The organism is Geodermatophilus nigrescens (assembly GCF_900129495.1).
GTDB lineage: Bacteria > Actinomycetota > Actinomycetes > Mycobacteriales > Geodermatophilaceae > Geodermatophilus > Geodermatophilus nigrescens.
Genome location: NZ_FQVX01000001.1, coordinates 1,121,167 through 1,137,179, shown reverse-complemented (window position 1 = coordinate 1,137,179; position 16,013 = coordinate 1,121,167). Strand labels below are relative to the sequence as shown.

Below are 16,013 nucleotides of genomic sequence, written 5' to 3'. Positions count from 1 at the left end.
CGAGGGAGCACCGATGCTGACCGACACGAGGGCCTTCAGCGGCATCGCCGTCCGCGACCTGGCGGCGGCCCGGCAGTTCTACGGGGAGGTCCTCGGGCTGCGGACGTCGGAGGACAACGGCAACCTCTGGCTGCACCTGGCCGGCGGCCGGGACACGTTCGTCTACGAGCAGCCCTCCGCCACCCCGGCGAGCTACACCGTCCTCAACTTCCAGGTCGACGACGTCGGCGCGGTGGTGGCCGGGCTGACCGCCCGAGGGGTGCGCTTCGAGCGCTACGACGGCATCCCGCAGGACGAGCACGGCGTCATGCGCGGGCGGGGCCCCGACATCGCCTGGTTCACCGACCCGTCGGGCAACGTCCTGTCGGTGCTCGCGGGGGGCTGAGCCGCGGGCTGACGGGCCCGGACGCGCCGATGGGCCGCCGCGGGAGGTCCCGCGACGGCCCACCGGGTCACGCCGTCAGCCGACCGGGTAGTCGACGACGTACCGCGGCTGGCCCTGGTTGCTGGTGTCGGCCTGTGCGCCGACGTCGTTGACCACGTGCCGGATCACGCCGATGCCGTCGAGGTGGACGGTCATCACGTGGTGCAGCCGCACCCCCGGCGTCTCCGGCACCTCGAACCCGCGCTCGGTCGTGATCCCCGGGGCGGCGTTGCGCTGGTAGCCGTAGACCCCGCCGCCGTACAGCTGGTGCCGCTGCACGTCGTCGGCGACCTTGTACCCGGCCCAGCCGAGCGTGCCGTCCGGCTGCTGCCAGTCGGCCTGCGACGGCGGGTCGTAGGGCAGCTCGTTCTGGTACAGCACCGTGGTGCCGTCCTCGCCGTTCCAGATCGTGTTGAACGTCTGGAAGTGCTCCACGAACAGCCCGGTCGCGGTCACCCGGTCGCCGTTGACCTCCGCGCCCACCCGGCCGGTGTTCGTGCGCCACCGGTCGGTGTCGCCGAGGTAGCCGGCGGTGAAGGGCTCGAGGCCGTGGTCGGCGCGCCACACCCAGGTGTGGTCGATGAGCACGTCGTCGCTGTTGACCTCGAGCGCGGTGTCCACCTTGCCCACGTGCGGGCCGCCGACGCGGAAGTAGACGTCGGACAGCGTCGTCGGGTCGGCCGCGTCGGACCGCCCGCCGTTGCCGTTCGGCTTGCCCACCTGCAGCAGAGCGGGCGACTCGACGGCGCCGGCGTCGATGGTCACGCCGGCCACGACGACGCCGGGGACGTCGGCGACCGTCATCGGCACCGCACCCCGGGCGGCGGTCAGCGTCGCGTGCCCGATGCCGAGCACCACGGTGCCCGCACGCTTGACGTCGATGCTGCGCGCGACGTCGTACACGCCGGGCGTGAGCAGCAGGTGCCCGCCGCGGGCCAGGTGGTTGTTGATCTGCTGCACCGGCGTCGACGGCGTCGCCACGAGGAATTCGCCGATCGGGATGGTGCGCCCCGCCGTCGTCCCCTCGTCCCAGCTCACCCCGCGGGTGTCCTGCCGGGCCGCGGGCACCCGGACGTTCCACCGGCCGTCGTCACCGACGAACAGGTAGGGCTTCTCCCGGCTGACCGGGGTGGTGTCCAGCGTCGTGTACGGCGGGTTCGGGAAGCCCGCCTCCGACGGCGCGCCCTCGACGCCGGCGAACACCTGGTTCCAGACGCCGTTGGACCACGAGGCGAGCGAGCTGTTGCGGGTCAGCCACTGCTGCTGCGAGCCGTTGACGACGTCGCCGAACGCCGAGTCGGCGATGAACCCGCCGCTGGCGTACTGCGGGCCGGCGGTGCAGTAGTCCATCAGCGACAGCGTGCCGCCGGTGACCTGCACCCGGCGCAGCGAGACCGCCTGGGAGACCGCCCAGAAGTTGGCGGTGGAGCGGCAGCCGTCCTGGCCGGCGGCGTTCACGTCGACGGTCAGGTTGGACACGGTGCGCCAGAAGTTGTTCAGCGCGATGCAGTTGCTGGTGCCGCCGCCGTCGAGGCAGCGGTTGTAGCTCTCGACCTTGCCGTTGATGACCACGTCGGAGGGCTGCTCGCCGAGGCCGGTGATCTCGGTGTAGTAGCCGACCTTGATCTGCAGCGGCTGCTCGTCGGTGCCGTACGTGCCGGGCCGGAAGAGGTAGGCGTAGCGCTCGGTGCCCATCTCGTTGTCGCGCTGGCGCTCCCAGGTGGCGTCGAGCGTCGCCTGGATCTGGCTGACGGGCATGGACGGGTCGAAGACCGTGACGTTCTGCCCGAGGGCCGGCGCGGTCGGGCTGGTGGAGGGCGGCGGGGCGGCGGTGGCCACGCCCGCGGCGAGGGGCGAGACGGACAGGGCCGTCGCGACCGCGAGGGCGGCGCCGAGGCGGCGCCGGGCGGGAGAGGGAGCTGCTGGCTGCACGGACGTCCTCATCGTCGAGGGTGTACGCACGGTGTGACTGCTGTCACGGTGCGGTCACAACGTAGACGATCCCGTCTCGCCTGCCACTCCCCTCCCGGGCTCAGGTGGCCGGCAGCAGCTCCCGGCCCGCGGGAGCCGCGGCGGGCAGCGGCTCGTGGTCGTGCACCGGCGCCGGCTGCGGCCGGCCGAAGAGGTAGCCCTGCGCGTGCGAGCAGGCCAGGTCGCCGAGCAGCGCGTGCTGCTCGCGGGTCTCCACGCCCTCCGCGACGACCTCCAGCCGCAGGCTGCGGGCCAGCTCGATGATCGAGGCCACCAGCGTCGTCGAGCGGCCCTCGGAGCCGAGGTCCTGCACGAAGCTGCGGTCGATCTTGACGATGTCGGCGGGCAGCCGGCGCAGGTAGGACAGGCTGGAGTAGCCGGTGCCGAAGTCGTCGATGGCGATCCGCACGCCCAGCTCCCGCAGCTCCCCCAGCTGGCCGACCACCTGGTCGACGTCGCGCAGGAGCACGCCCTCGGTGACCTCGAGCGTCAGCTGCCCGGCCGGGAGGCCGGCGGCGGCGAGCACCCGGGAGACGGTCCCGACGACGTCGTCGTCGGCGAGCTGACGCGGCGAGAGGTTGACCGCGATGCCGATGGGCCGGCCCGACTCCGCGGTCCACGCGGCGGCCTGCCGGACCGCCTGCTCGAGCACCCAGCGCCCGATCCCGACGATCGAGCCGGACTCCTCGGCCAGCGGCACGAACTCCGCCGGGGGCACCAGCCCCCGCTCGGGGTGCTGCCAGCGCACCAGCGCCTCGTAGCCGGTGGTGACGCCGTCGGCCAGGGAGATCGTGGGCTGGTAGTGGACGGTCAGCTGGCCGGCGGCCGCGGCGACGGCGAGGTCCTCGACCATCGTGGCCTTGTCCTCGGCGGCCTGCGCCATGCCCGGCGAGTAGCGGACCAGGCGGTTCTTGCCCAGCGTCTTGGCCCGGTACATCGCCAGGTCGGCGTTGCGCAGCAGCGTCCCGGGCCGCCGGTCGCCCGCGGTCGCGGTGTCGGCCACCCCGATGCTCACGTGCACCGACAGCGGCCGCCCGCCGGCGTCCACCGGCTCGGCCAGCGACGCCAGCACCCGCTCGCCGACCCGCTCGGCGACGTCGGCCCCGCCGTCGACCACGACGGCGAACTCGTCGCCGCCGAGCCGCGCGACGGCGTCCGAGGGCCGGGTGCTGGCGCGCAGCCGCTCGGCGATCGCGGTCAGCAGCTGGTCCCCGGCGGCGTGGCCGCGGGTGTCGTTGACGTCCTTGAAGTCGTCCAGGTCGAGGAACAGCACGCTGACCGGGCCGGGGCGGGCGGCCAGCAGCCGCTCGGTCAACTCGAGCAGCAGCGTGCGGTTGGCCAGGCCGGTCAGCGGGTCGTGCAGGCCCTGCTGCTCGTTGAGCCGCCAGGAGGCCAGGTGCGCCAGGCTCGCGGCCAGCACGAACACGCCGTGCACGACCGCCCACAGCCACGGGTCGTGCTGCGCGGAGGCGTGCCCGAAGACCTCGTGCGGGAACAGCGCGCCGAGCGCCCCGTGGTGGAGGACGACGACGGCCAGCGCCAGCCCGAAGGGCCACCAGTCCTGGTAGAGCGAGACCACCCCGACGACGACGAAGAAGGCGAAGTGCGCCTCGGTCAGGCCGTCCATGACGTGCACCAGCAGCGCGCAGGCGACGAGCAGGCTGAGCGAGGTCCCGGCGGCGCGCATCCGGCGGCCGGCCCCGGGCAGCAGGCTGAACGACAGCGGGTAGAGCGTGAGGGCGGCCGAGACGAGCACCGCCACGACCGACTCGCCGCGGGCGAGCGCGAGCGCCGCGAGGCCCGCGGCGCCGAGGACCGACAGCCGCAGGATCATCGTGTGCCGGCGCTGCCAGATCTCGTCGGGCAACAGGCGACCCTCGGGGAGCAGGGCGCGGACACGGGCGAGCACGCGGGGGGCCATGCGGTCCCATCGGCGGGATCGGTCGTGCACGACAGGATCGATCCCGTTCCGCTCCCCCTCCGGGGTGAGCGGCGCTCAGACGGTGGCGACCGGCTCCGCCCGGGGCGCGGGGACCACCACCGGCGCGGCCGGCACGTCGTGCGCCGGCTGCGGGCGGCCGAACAGGTGCCCCTGGGCGTGCGAGCAGGCGAGGTCGCCGAGCAGGGCGTGCTGCCGGGCGGTCTCCACGCCCTCCGCGACCACCTCCAGGCCGAGGCTGCGGGCCAGCTCGATCATCGAGGCCACCAGCGTCGTGGAGCGGCCGTCGCTGCCGAGCTCGGCGACGAAGCTGCGGTCGATCTTCAGGACGTCGGCCGGCAGCCGGCGCAGGTAGCTCATGCTCGAGTAGCCGGTGCCGAAGTCGTCGATGGCGATCCGCACGCCTAGCTCCCGCAGCGCCGCGAGCCTGCCGACGACGCGGTCGACGTCGCGCAGCAGGACGCCCTCGGTCACCTCCAGGGTCAGCTGGCCCGCGGGCAGGCCGGCGTCGGCCAGGGTCGCGGCGACCAGGGCGACGACGCCGTCGTCGTCGAGCTGGCGCGGCGAGAGGTTGACCGCCATGCCGACCGGCCGTCCCGCCTCCGCCGACCAGACCGCCGCCTGGCGCACCGCCTGCTCGAGCACCCAGGCGCCGATCTCGACCACCTGCCCGCCGGCCTCGGCCTGCGGGATGAACTCCGCCGGCGGCACCAGGCCGCGGGTGGGGTGGTGCCAGCGCACCAGCGCCTCGTAGCCGGTGGTGCGCCCGTCGGAGAGGTCGACCGTCGGCTGGTAGTGCACCTCCAGCTGCCCCGACGACGTCGCCAGCGACAGGTCGGCCAGCAGGTCGACCTCGTCCTGGGCCGCCTCGGCCATCCCCGGCAGGTAGCGCACCAGCCGGTTCTTGCCGAGCGCCTTGGCCCGGTACATGGCGAGGTCGGCGTTGCGCAGCAGCGTGCCGGGGCGCCGGTCGCCGGCGGTGGCGGTGTCGGCGACGCCGATGCTCACGTGCACGGCCAGGGGGCGGCCGCCGATGTCGATCGGCTCGGCCAGCGCCGCGAGCACCCGCTCGCCGACGGCGGCGGCCTCGTCGGCGTCGCCGTCGACCACCACGGCGAACTCGTCGCCGCCCAGGCGCCCCACCTCGTCGTCCTCGCGGGTGCACGCCCGCAGCCGCTCGGCGATCGTGACGAGCAGCTCGTCGCCGGCGGCGTGACCGCGGGTGTCGTTGACGTCCTTGAAGTCGTCCAGGTCGAGGAACAGCACGCTCACCTGGCCGCCGCGGCGGGCCAGCCGCGCGACGATGCCCTGCACCAGGCGGGTGCGGTTGGCGAGGCCCGTGAGCGGGTCGTGCAGCCCCTGCCGCTCGTTGAGCCGCCAGGAAGCCAGGTTGGCCAGGCTCGCGGCCAGCACGAAGCCGCCGTGCACGCACGCCCACAGCCACGGGTGGCGGAAGGCCGCATCGTGGTCGAACACGGAGTGCGGGAAGAGCGTGCCGACGGCGCCGTGGTGCAGCACGACGACCGCCAGCGCCAGGCCGAACGGGAGCCGGTCCTGGTACAGCGACACCAGCCCGACGACCACGAAGAAGTGGAAGTGCGCCTCGGTCAGCCCGTCGGCCACGTGCACCAGCAGCACCGACGTCGCCAGCAGGCTCGCCGTCGTGCCGGCCGCGCGCAGCGTGCGGGACGCGCCGGGCAGCAGGCAGAACGACAGCGGGTAGGCCGCCGCCGCGGACGCCGCCAGCGCCGCCGCCGGTGACCAGTCCCGGAGCAGCGCGAGGACGCCGATCGCCACCGCCTGCACCGCGGCGAGCCGCAGGAGCACGGTGTGCCGCCGCTGCCAGACCTCGTCGGGCAGCGGCCGGCCCTCGGGGAGCCAGCGGCGGAGGCGGCCGAGCACGGGGACGTCCATGCGGCGGGTATCGGCCGCACATCCGCACCGGATCAGTTCCGTTGCGTAGTGGTCACCCCGCGGGGTGAGCGGAGCGGAACGAGGCCGTGCGCAACAGCCGGCCGGCACCGGGTAGGACGGCGCGGTGCGAGCCATCACCTACACCCGGCCCGGCGGTCCCGAGGTCCTCGAGCTGACCGACCGCCCCACCCCGCAGCCCGGTCCCGGCGAGGTGCTCGTGCGCCTCGCGCGGGCCGGCGTGAACCCGACCGACTGGAAGTCCCGCACGAACACCCAGCCCGGCCCCGAGGGGCAGGTCCCGGGCCAGGACGGCGCCGGCACCGTGGAGGCGGTCGGCCAGGGCGTCGACGCCGCGGTCGTCGGCCAGGCCGTGTGGGTGTGGGAGGCCGCCTGGCAGCGCCCGTGGGGCACCGCCGCCGAGTACACCGTCGTGCCGCTGCGCCAGGCGGTGCTGCTCGGCCCCGACCCCTCGTTCGAGCTCGGCGCGGCCCTCGGCATCCCGTTCCTCACCGCGCACCGCTGCCTGACCCTCGGCGAGTCCGTACCCGACCGGGTCGGCCCCGGCTCGCTCACCGGCCGCACCGTGCTGGTGCAGGGCGGCGCGGGCGCCGTGGGCAACGCCGCGATCCAGCTGGCCCGCTGGGCCGACGCCACGGTGATCGCCACGGTGAGCAGCCCGCGCAAGGCCCAGCTGGCGGCCGCGGCCGGCGCCTCGCACGTCGTCGACTACCGGCAGCAGGACGTCGTCGCCGAGGTGCGGAAGGTGGCCCCCAAGGGCGTGGACGTCGTCGTGGAGGTGTCGGCGGCCCGCAACGCGGCCGTCGACGCGCAGGTCGTCGGCATGCACGCCGCGGTCGCCATGTACGCCGACGACGGCGGCGCCGAGGTGACCATCCCGGTACGCGCGCAGATGGCGCCGAACGCCCGGTGGAACTTCGTGCTCGTCTACACCGAGCCCGAGCGGGCCAAGGTCATCGGCGTCGAGGACGTGAACGCCGCGGTGCTCGACGGCGCCGTGCGGGTGGGCGAGGACGTCGGCCTGCCCCTGCACGTCTTCCCGCTGGCCGAGACCGCGCAGGCGCACCAGGCGGTGCAGGACGGCGCCGTCGGGAAGGTGCTCGTCGACGTGACCGCCTGATCAGGCGGGCGTCATCGAGGGCAGGCGCTCGGTCCGCTCCGCCACCCGCCAGGCGGCGTGGGCGGGCAGGGCGCGGCTCCACGCCTCACCGTCGTCGGTGCGCCGCCCGTCGCCGTGCAGCGGGGTGCCGCCGCGGGCGTGCTGCACGCCGTAGGCGACCTGGACGAGCTTGGTGCCCACGCCGCGCCGGCGAGCGGCCGGGCCGACGTAGACCTGGTGCACCAGGCCCGGGCCGGTCCACCAGCGCAGGGCGGCCACCTGGTCCTCGCCGCGGACCCCGGCGCGGCGGGCCTCCGCCGCGGTGAGCACCGTGCCGTCGGCGAAGCGGGCGTCGGAGAAGGCGACGAGCGTCGTGGCCGGCGGGGCCGCCGCCGGCTCGGGCAGCTCGACGTACCAGAGCAGCGGCGCGGTGGGCATCGCCACCTGCACCGACCGGACGCGGTCCCCGGCGACGTCGGCGCGCACCAGGAGCTGCCAGCCGCCAGGCAGGCGTCCGTCCGGCAGGTCGACGACGCTGCCGGCGGGGAAGGCGTCGCCGAGGACGGCGGCCAGCACCCGCTGCGCCGGCGAGCCCGGCTCCCCCTCGGCGGGGAGCCGGGCCCACCAGCCGGTGCGCGGACCGTCAGGCACGGCGGACGCGGCGCCGCAGCACCCCGATGAGCACGACGACGAGCGCGACGAAGAGGACGCCGAAGCCCCAGAGGGTCAGCTCGGACCCGCCGCCGGTGGTCTCGAGAGCCGGCTCGTCGACGGCGTCGGCCACGGGCGCGGGCGAGCTGCCGCCGGCCGTCCCCGTGCCGGCCCCGGAGGTCCGCCCGGCCGAGGGCGCCGGCGCGCCGTCGGACTCGGCGGCGGTCCCGCCGGCAGTGTCGTCCGCGGTGCCGGTCGTGCCGCCGGACGCCGTCCGCCCGGTCCCGGCCGGCGCGGCGGCCGCAGTGCCGGTGCCGCCCGCGGGGGCGGTGCCGGTGGTGCCGGTCGTCGTGCCCGTGGTCGTGCCCGTGGTCGGCCCGGAGCCGGTGGTGGTCCCGCTGCTGCCGTCGCCGCCGGTGGGCGTGCCGCCGGTGCCGGTCCCGTCCGGGACACCCGTGTCGCCGCCCGTGGAGCCGCTGTCCCCGCCGGTCGAGCCGCTGTCCCCGCCGGTCGAGCCGCTGTCCCCGCCGGTCGAGCCGCTGTCCCCGCCGGTCGAGCCGGTGCCGCCACCGCCAGGCACGGGGACGACCGTGCCGCCGTCGCCGCCGGTGCCCCCGTCGGACGGGCCGCCGTCACCGGCGGGCGTCCGGGTCAGCGGGCGCGCGAGGGCCAGGGGCAGCGACACGTCCCCCGCCACGGTGAAGGTGGTCGCGGTGTCGGGGTCGTAGCCGGCCGGCGGGTCGGCCGGCTGCAGCGTCCACGAGGATCCCGGCAGGAAGTGACCGGTGTGCACCAGCACACCCTCGGCGTCGCTCGTCTCCGTGCCGAGGTCCGCACCGCCGGTGCCGATGACCGGCACGGGCTCGCCGTCCTCTCCGGGAACCGTCGTCCGCGCGGGGTAGCCGTCACCGGTGAGCGCGTAGGCGGCGCCCGCGACCGGCACCTGCTCGTCCCCGACCAGCGTGGTGACCGTCGTGGTCACCGTGGTGCGGAAGACCGACTGGACCGGCACGGCGACGTCCTGGCCGGTCCAGCAGTCCGGCCCGGCGCCTCCGAGGAGCACGAGCCCGAGGTCGGGCTGGCAGATGCCGACCGTGCCCAGGACGAGGCCGGCCGGGTCGGCGAAGCCGGTCCCCGCACCGGTGACGACCGCCTCGTAGACGCCGTCCACGAGGCGCTCCTCGTCCGTCTCCTCCCAGAGGCCGGCCATGGTCGCCGAGACGGTGCACTCGCCCGCGGGGTCCGTGGTGCAGGACGCCCGCCAGCCGCTCCCGTCCACCGCAGTCAGCGTGACGGTCGTACCGGAGAGGTCGAGGTCGTCGGGCACGGGCCCCTGGGGCGCGACGGTGAACGTGACGTCCTTGCCGGTCCCGAAGGTGGGGACGATCGGCTCCGGACCGGGCTCGGGCGCCGGATCGGGGGTGGTCTCCGGCGTCGGCTGGGTCGTGGGCACCGTCGGCGCGGGGACGACGGGTTGGGTGGCGTTGCCGTTGCCGTTGGCCGCGCCGTTGCCCCCGGGGACCGAGTCGCCGACGCCCTGGCCGTTCGTCGCGCCCTGACCGGAGCCGCCGACGCCGCCGGTCCCCTGTCCGTTGCCGTTCCCGCCCCCGGTGCCGGGCACGGGGTTGAGCGGCGGCGCCGTGTCGGCCGGCCTGTTCTGCCCGGCCGCGTTGCCGTTGTTCGCGCTGCCGTTGCCGGTGCCGTTGCCGTTGCCCGCGCCCTTGTCCGGGCCCGCCAGCGCGGGGCCCGCGGTCGCGCCGGCCACCACCACCAGTCCCAGGCCGAGGGCGGCACCGCGGGAGGCGCCGCGGCGCCACGGGGATCGAGTGAGCTGGGCGGGCATGGGATCTCCTGACGCGGTCTCCTGCGACCGTCGTCAGGAGCCGGTCGGAGGGTGCCGCGCGCCCCGGCGCCGACAGCCCCGGGAGACCCGACACGCCGCGGCGACCTGCGGCGACGTCCCGCCGTTCCCACCGGTCACTCGGGCCGGACGTGACCGTCCGGGTCCGGCGGACCGCTCAGCCGGTGGACGGCTCCGGCATCGGCAGCGCGAGACCGGTGCCGGCGACGACGTCGAGGTCGGCGGTGTCGCCGTCCCCGCCGTCCACCCAGGAGGACTCCACGATCGTCACCACGGTGCCGGCGACGGAGCTGGCGTACTCGGCGCCGGAGAGCTCGTCGGGCCCGCCGGGGTAGCGCACGCCCTCGCGCAGCAGGTCGCTGACGTTGCCGCTGCCGTTGGTGTCGGCGAGCGCACGCAGCTGGCGGGCGGCCGCGGCGTCGCCCATGTCGACCGTCGACACCGACACGACGACGTCGCGGCCCTCGACGTCGGTGGACCACAGCGCCCGGGACAGCCCGGCGCAGTCGGTGGACTCGAAGAAGGAGGCGACGTCGCCGTAGGCGTTGCCGAGGCAGGTGTCGGCCGTCTGCACCTGCTGCAGGACGTAGGTGCGCCCGTCCTGGACGCTGGTGGTCCCGGGCGTCGGCCCGGTGGCCGTGGGGGTGGCCGGCGCGCTGGTCGGGGCGGGCGGCTCCTGCGCGGCGGCGTCGCCGTCCCCGCCGCCGGTGAGGCCGACGACGAGCCCGACCAGCAGCGCGACGACGACCAGGCCGGCGACGGCCAGCAGGACCAGCCGCCGGCGGTCGGACGGCGGGCGGTCCCGCGGGCCGTCGAGCGGGGCCGGCGGCGGCGCGGCGGGCGCGGCCGGGACGGCGTGCGGCCAGCCGCCACCGGGCGGCCCGGTCGGGTCGTCACCGAACAGGCCGCCGAGCCCGCCGGTGTGGTCGGCGAGCTGCTCGGGCTGGGGTGCGAGACCGGGAGCGGGGACGGCAGCGGGTGCCGGGGCGGCCGTGCCGGATTGCACGGCGGGGGCGTCGAAGCGGGCGGTGGCCGGCGCCGCCGGGGGCGGGACCGGCGCGGCGGGAGGCGCGGGCGGCGCGGCGGGCGGCGCGCCGGGGCCGGCGGACGCCGGCGCGAGCCCCGCGGCGGCGGCCCGCGCCGCGGCCTCCTCGTCGGCGCGGATGGCGGCGGCGGCCACGGCCGCGGCGGCCACCGGGTCGACCAGCGGCCCGCCGGGCGCCCGCGCCGGAGCGGGCGCCGGGACGGCCGCAGGCGGCGCGGGGGCGGACGGGGCGGGCGGAGCCGTCGGGGAGGCGCCCGCCGCGGAGGCCGCCATCGCCGCCGGGGCCAGCAGCTCGCGACGGCGCAGGACGTACGGCGAGTACGGGAAGCCCTCGCCGTTGAGTTCCTCGACCGTGGGTCCGCGGCCCTCGTAGCCCAGCGCGGACAGCGCGGCGCGCACGTCGGCGGTGGTCCAGAGCCGCGGGTTGTCCACGCCGGCGTAGCGGGCCGCGCGGGAGACGCCGAGCAGCAGCGAGCGGGACTCGAGGAGGGCCACCTGGTCGCCGTCGCCGAGGTCGCCGTCGGCGGGCACGAGACCGGTGAGGTCGCCCACGAGCACCGTGAGCCGGGCGATCCGCCCCGGCTCCAGCCCGGCGCGGCGCAGCCGCACGGCGGCGTCCATCCCGGCGCGCATCAGGCCGTCGAGCGGCGTGGAGCCGCCGCCGGCGATCTGCAGCACCTCGCCGGGGCCGGCGCCCGGGCCGATCGTCCAGGAGCCCTCCGGCGTCGCGGTGACCACGCCGCCCTGGCGGACCTCGGCCACCCGGACGACGGCCACGCCCTCGGGCACGAAGAGCACGGCGTCGGAGATGCGCCGCTCCATCGGCCCGTCGACGACGGGGAGCGAGGCGACGACGGCGCCGCGCACCGCGCCCCCGCGGTCCCAGCGGGTGAGCTCGGCGAACAGTGCTCGCTCCCCCGCCGTCTGCGGCGGCACGGGGGTCAGGGGCAGCACGGGGTCCTCCGGGGAACGGGTGGGGTGCGCGGGCGCACGGGCGCGGCGCGGACCGGGGACGGGCCCACACGGGCGTCCGCGACCGACGCTACGTCATGTGACGGGCCGGTCCGGGACGTCAGCGGGTCGGCGCGCCGCCCAGGGCCGCCGCCGGCTCGGCGGTGCGGCCGGGCTCGACCGGCTCCCGCCAGGTGGCCAGCCAGCGGCTGCGAGCGACCAGGTCGACCGCCGTCCACAGCGCCGTGAAGGAGGCCAGGACCAGCGCGATCGACCACCACGACCAGTTCCACGGCGGCAGCAGCCCGGCCGCGTCCTGGAGCCAGCCGGCGGCGTAGACCGCGGCGGCCGTGGCCGGCGCCGCGCTCCAGCCGGGCAGCCGGAAGGTGACGGCGAGGTCGATGCAGACCGCCCCGACGAGCAGCACGAGGGGCAGCACCGACGGCGGGAAGTCCAGCGCCACCAGGCCCAGCCACATCACCGCGCGGTAGGCGAGGTAGACCCCGGCGACCGTGGTCGAGGTCCAGCGCAGACCGACGACCTTCCGCGCGACGACCAGCGAGAGCAGCCCGGCGCACAGCAGCCAGGCCGGGTGCACCCAGGAGGGCACCGGCAGCATGAACATCGTGGGCGTCTGGCCCTGGGAGGCGGCGAAGTCCAGCAGCTGCTGCTCCGCCGTGGTCTCCCCCGCCTCGTAGGCGCGCAGCGACAGGACGCCGTACTCCTGGTGCTGGTTCGGGAAGACGACGTTCTCGGCGAAGAACAGCCACAGCCCCAGCGACACCAGGTCGCGGACCCGGCCCGGCGCGGCGTACAGCCACCAGCCGCGGACGGCGCCGGCGAGCATGATCGCCGTGCCGATGTAGAGCAGCGCGTGGCTCGGGCTCCAGCTGGTGATGTCGAGCCCGTTGATGCGGTGGTTGAGGATGTCGATCGGGATGGCCACCAGGAAGGTGGCGATACCGACCTGCATGAGCCGCAGGGCGCGGCGGTCCACGCCGTAGCCGGTGTAGCTGTGGAACACCACGAGCGCGATGACCACCGCGGTGCCCGCCGAGTTGAGCAGGTGCGGGGGCGCCAGGTCGTCGCGCAGCCACTTGAAGTGCCAGGACACGTCCCAGGACGAGCCGAGCATCTTGAGCAGGAACGCGCCGAGCCAGGCGGTGTAGATCCAGCGCAGCTCCTGCTGGGTGGTCCCGCGCCCGGGCCGGCCGGGCGTCATGTAGGCGAGCCACAGCCAGCGCAGCAGCGCGACCGGGTGCCGGAGCCCGGCGCCCAGGGAGCCCGGTGCCGGCGGCACGGTCCGGGCGGGCGCGGAGGGGGCGGGTCGGGGCACGACGGGACTCCCAGGGAAGCGGGTCGGGATGGGCCGAGGCTACCGGCGCGGACGGCGGATTCCGACCCCTCGAGTGGCACCGGTGTGCCGCGTGCGGTAGACGGCGGGCGCACGGGGCGGCCGGGACGGACGGGACGCCACGGCGGACGCGACGTAGGGTCGGTCGCCGTGGCGGACAACGGCGGGCACCTGGTCTGGATCGACTGCGAGATGACCGGGCTGGACCTCGGCCGGGACAAGCTCATCGAGGTCGCCGTCGTCGTGACCGACTCCGAGCTCAACGTCCTCGACCCCGGCCTGGACCTGGTGATCTCCGCCGACGACGCCGACCTGGAGGGCATGGCCGACGTCGTCACCGAGATGCACGCGAAGTCGGGGCTGACCGAGGCGGTGCGCGCCTCCACCCTCACCGTCGCCGAGGCCGAGCAGCAGGTGCTGGCCTACGTGAAGCGGTGGGTGCCCGAGCGGCGCACCGCTCCCCTGTGCGGCAACTCGATCGGCACCGACCGCGGGTTCCTCGCCCGCGACATGCCGGAGCTCGACGACCACCTGCACTACCGGATGGTCGACGTCAGCTCGATCAAGGAGCTGGCCCGCCGCTGGTTCCCGCGGGTCTACTTCGCCCAGCCGCCGAAGGGCCTCGCGCACCGGGCCCTGGCCGACATCATCGAGTCGATCCGCGAGCTGGCCTACTACCGGCGGACGCTGTTCGTCGACCTCCCCGGCCCCTCGACGTCGCAGGCCCAGCGCGCCGCCGGCGAGGTCACCGGCACCTTCGCCGACGTGCTGGCCGCCGCCGACGCCACCCCGCCGGCGCCCGCGCCCGGTGTCACACCCCCGGCCGCGTCGGAGGGCTGAGCGGCTCCGGTATCCTCGTCCGTGCTCCCCGGTGCCTCAGGGTCCCGGGAGTGCGCGCGGTGGGTGTAGCTCAGCTGGTAGAGCACCAGGTTGTGATCCTGGGTGTCGCGGGTTCGAGCCCCGTCACTCACCCCATGTCCGGAGGCCCCGGTCGGTTCGCCGACCGGGGCCTCCGCGCGTCCCACGCCGATCCCGCCGACGTGGTCGGACCGGGACTGCGGCGCGCGCCGCGGCTGTTGCACCAAGATGCCGCGGGGCGTGCGCGCCGCCGCCCCTCCGCCGTTCCGGCGACCACCGCACCACCCCGGGAGACCTCCGCATGACCACGACCGCCCCGCCCCGCCCCGACGACGCCGGGACCTCCCCCGGGGACGTCGTCGCGGAGGCCGCGCGGCGCCGGACCTTCGCCGTCATCAGCCACCCCGACGCCGGGAAGTCCACGCTCACCGAGGCGCTGGCCCTGCACGCCCGGGTCATCGGCCAGGCCGGCGCGGTGCACGGCAAGGCCGGCCGGCGCGGCACGGTGTCGGACTGGATGGACATGGAGCGCGCCCGCGGCATCTCCATCACCTCGGCGGCGCTGCAGTTCTCCTACCGCGACGCGGTGGTCAACCTGCTCGACACCCCGGGGCACGCCGACTTCTCCGAGGACACCTACCGCGTCCTCACCGCCGTCGACGCCGCCGTCATGCTCATCGACGCCGCCAAGGGCCTCGAGGAGCAGACGATGAAGCTCTTCGCCGTCTGCCGGCACCGCGGCATCCCCGTCGTCACCGTGGTGAACAAATGGGACCGCCCCGGCAAGGACGCGCTCGAGCTCATGGACGAGGTCGCCGAGCGCACCGGCCTCACCCCCACCCCGCTGACCTGGCCGGTGGGCATCGCCGGCGACTTCCGCGGCGTCCTCGACCGGCGCGACGGCTCCTACCGGCGCTACACCCGGACCGCCGGCGGGGCGACGATCGCGCCCGAGGAGGTCCTCTCCGCCGAGGCCGCGGCCACCCGCGAGCCGGAGGCGTGGGCGCAGGCCCGCGAGGAGGTCGAGCTGCTCGACGAGACCTCCGGCGCGCACGACCAGGAGCTGTTCCTCTCCGGCGAGACCACCCCGGTGCTCTTCGCCTCCGCGGTGTCGAACTTCGGCGTGGCCGCGCTGCTCGACGTGCTCGTCGACCTCGCGCCCGCCCCCGCCGGGCGGCCCGACGAGGGCGGCGTCCCGCGCCCGGTCGACGCCCCGTTCAGCGCCTTCGTCTTCAAGGTGCAGTCGGGCATGGACGCCGCGCACCGCGACCGGCTGGCCTACGTCCGCGTCTGCTCCGGCGTCTTCGAGCGCGGCATGGTGGTCACCCACGGCCCGACCGGCCGCCCCTTCGCGACCAAGTACGCCCAGCAGGTGTTCGGCCGCGAGCGGGAGAGCATCGACACCGCCTACCCCGGCGACGTCGTCGGGCTGGTCAACGCCTCGGCGCTGCGTGTGGGCGACACGCTCTACGCCGGCCGCGCGGTCACCTTCCCGCCGCTGACCACGTTCGCGCCCGAGCACTTCGCCGTCGTCCGCAGCCTGGAGACCGCCAAGCACAAGCAGTTCCGCCGCGGCATCGAGCAGTTGGAGTCCGAGGGCGTGGTGCAGGTGCTGCGCTCCGACCGCCGCGGGGACGCGTCCCCGGTGTTCGCCGTCGTCGGCCCCATGCAGTTCGAGGTGGCCGCGCACCGCATGGCGCAGGAGTTCTCCGCGCCGGTGCACCTGGAGCCGCTGCCGTACACGCTGGCCATGCGCACCGACGAGGAGTCGGTCGCGGGCATCACCGCGAGCTCGGGCACCGAGGTGATGCGGCGCAGCGACGGGGAGCTGCTCGCGCTGTTCACCACGAAGTGGGTCATGGGCATGGTGCGCAACGGCAAGCCGCACCTGACCCTGGAGCCGCTGGTGGCCGCGCAGCTGGCCTGAG

At 75.9% G+C, this 16,013-nt stretch carries 11 protein-coding genes and 1 tRNA gene; 5 read left to right on the top strand and 7 right to left on the bottom strand.

The window, feature by feature from the left end; all coding sequences use genetic code 11:
• Positions 1 to 13 precede the first annotated feature (13 nt).
• A complete protein-coding gene (locus tag BUE37_RS05700) occupies positions 14 to 385 on the top strand; it encodes a VOC family protein (RefSeq protein WP_073419093.1) in 372 nt (123 codons plus the stop codon).
• Between the two features lie 75 nt (positions 386 to 460).
• Here the strand turns inward: BUE37_RS05700 and BUE37_RS05695 are convergent, their stop codons facing one another.
• The 3 genes from BUE37_RS05695 to BUE37_RS05685 all read right to left on the bottom strand — a co-directional run bounded on the left by BUE37_RS05695 (position 461) and on the right by BUE37_RS05685 (position 6,248).
• Positions 461 to 2,356 carry a glycosyl hydrolase family 28-related protein gene (locus tag BUE37_RS05695; RefSeq protein ID WP_217651132.1) on the bottom strand — a complete coding sequence of 632 codons (1,896 nt, stop codon included), beginning with the start codon at positions 2,354 to 2,356 and terminating at the stop codon, positions 461 to 463.
• 100 nt (positions 2,357 to 2,456) lie between these two features.
• Positions 2,457 to 4,262, bottom strand: a complete 1,806-nt coding sequence (locus BUE37_RS05690; RefSeq protein WP_245794305.1) for a putative bifunctional diguanylate cyclase/phosphodiesterase — start codon at positions 4,260 to 4,262, stop codon at positions 2,457 to 2,459.
• Between the two features lie 129 nt (positions 4,263 to 4,391).
• A complete protein-coding gene (locus tag BUE37_RS05685) occupies positions 4,392 to 6,248 on the bottom strand; it encodes a putative bifunctional diguanylate cyclase/phosphodiesterase (RefSeq protein WP_073419090.1) in 1,857 nt (618 codons plus the stop codon).
• A 124-nt stretch (positions 6,249 to 6,372) separates the two neighbouring features.
• On the opposite strand from BUE37_RS05685, the gene BUE37_RS05680 reads away from it, so the two are divergent.
• Positions 6,373 to 7,386, top strand: coding sequence for an NADPH:quinone reductase (locus BUE37_RS05680; RefSeq protein WP_073419089.1), 1,014 nt, complete (start codon positions 6,373 to 6,375; stop codon positions 7,384 to 7,386).
• Here BUE37_RS05680 and BUE37_RS05675 read toward each other — a convergent pair whose 3' ends face one another.
• The 4 genes from BUE37_RS05675 to BUE37_RS05660 form a co-directional block, all read right to left on the bottom strand.
• Positions 7,387 to 8,016: a GNAT family N-acetyltransferase gene (locus tag BUE37_RS05675; RefSeq protein WP_073419088.1), complete on the bottom strand. Its 630-nt coding sequence runs from the start codon at positions 8,014 to 8,016 to the stop codon at positions 7,387 to 7,389.
• Positions 8,009 to 9,859 carry a hypothetical protein gene (locus BUE37_RS05670; RefSeq protein ID WP_073419087.1) on the bottom strand — a complete coding sequence of 617 codons (1,851 nt, stop codon included), beginning with the start codon at positions 9,857 to 9,859 and terminating at the stop codon, positions 8,009 to 8,011. The genes BUE37_RS05675 and BUE37_RS05670 overlap by 8 nt, the downstream gene beginning before the upstream one ends.
• A 175-nt stretch (positions 9,860 to 10,034) precedes the next feature.
• Entirely contained in the window at positions 10,035 to 11,876 is a 1,842-nt protein-coding gene (locus BUE37_RS05665) for a hypothetical protein (RefSeq protein ID WP_073419086.1), read from the bottom strand.
• Between the two features lie 118 nt (positions 11,877 to 11,994).
• Positions 11,995 to 13,209 (bottom strand): hypothetical protein, encoded by a 1,215-nt coding sequence (locus BUE37_RS05660; protein ID WP_073419085.1) that lies wholly within the window; start codon positions 13,207 to 13,209, stop codon positions 11,995 to 11,997.
• 168 nt (positions 13,210 to 13,377) lie between these two features.
• Here BUE37_RS05660 and orn point away from each other — a divergent pair, with 168 nt between their 5' ends.
• The 3 genes from orn to BUE37_RS05645 all read left to right on the top strand — a co-directional run bounded on the left by orn (position 13,378) and on the right by BUE37_RS05645 (position 16,012).
• A complete protein-coding gene (orn, locus tag BUE37_RS05655; protein ID WP_073419084.1) occupies positions 13,378 to 14,067 on the top strand; it encodes an oligoribonuclease in 690 nt (229 codons plus the stop codon).
• Positions 14,068 to 14,126: 59 nt separating this feature from the next.
• Positions 14,127 to 14,202, top strand: a tRNA-His gene (locus BUE37_RS05650).
• A gap of 184 nt (positions 14,203 to 14,386) precedes the next feature.
• Positions 14,387 to 16,012 (top strand): peptide chain release factor 3, encoded by a 1,626-nt coding sequence (locus BUE37_RS05645; protein ID WP_073419083.1) that lies wholly within the window; start codon positions 14,387 to 14,389, stop codon positions 16,010 to 16,012.
• The last annotated feature ends 1 nt before the right edge of the window (position 16,013 follow it).